Source organism: Paenibacillus sp. 598K (genome assembly GCF_003851045.1).
GTDB lineage: Bacteria > Bacillota > Bacilli > Paenibacillales > Paenibacillaceae > Paenibacillus_D.
This window is the reverse complement of the sequence record NZ_BFBX01000431.1, coordinates 1,150-1,412: the sequence shown is the minus strand read 5'-3', so window position 1 is coordinate 1,412 and position 263 is coordinate 1,150. Positions and strand designations below refer to the sequence as shown.

Genomic DNA, 263 nt, shown 5'->3' with positions numbered 1-263 from the left:
GGCTAGCGCCTGCCAGTCCCCGGCGTCGCTCGTGATGATGAGCAGCGACCGGCCTCCAGTCGCGCCGCCCGCGCTCGCGATCCAGCCGGGAGCCCAGACGCAGCAGCGCTCCCCGGTCATCGGCAGCGCTATCTCGGCCAGCGCTTGCCGCAGCTGCGCATAGCCTGTCTCATCTCCGGCCCGCGCCACGATACGCCCGTCGACGAGCAACTCCGCACCGCGCCCCCGCTCCGCCTCTGCCGCCGCGAGCGCCAGCTCGGCGG

General features: G+C 74.5%; 1 protein-coding gene. It reads right to left on the bottom strand.

The features are described 5' to 3' along the window. A partial coding sequence (locus PA598K_RS35695) for a hypothetical protein (RefSeq protein ID WP_185602452.1) occupies positions 1-263 on the bottom strand: 263 nt, incomplete at both ends.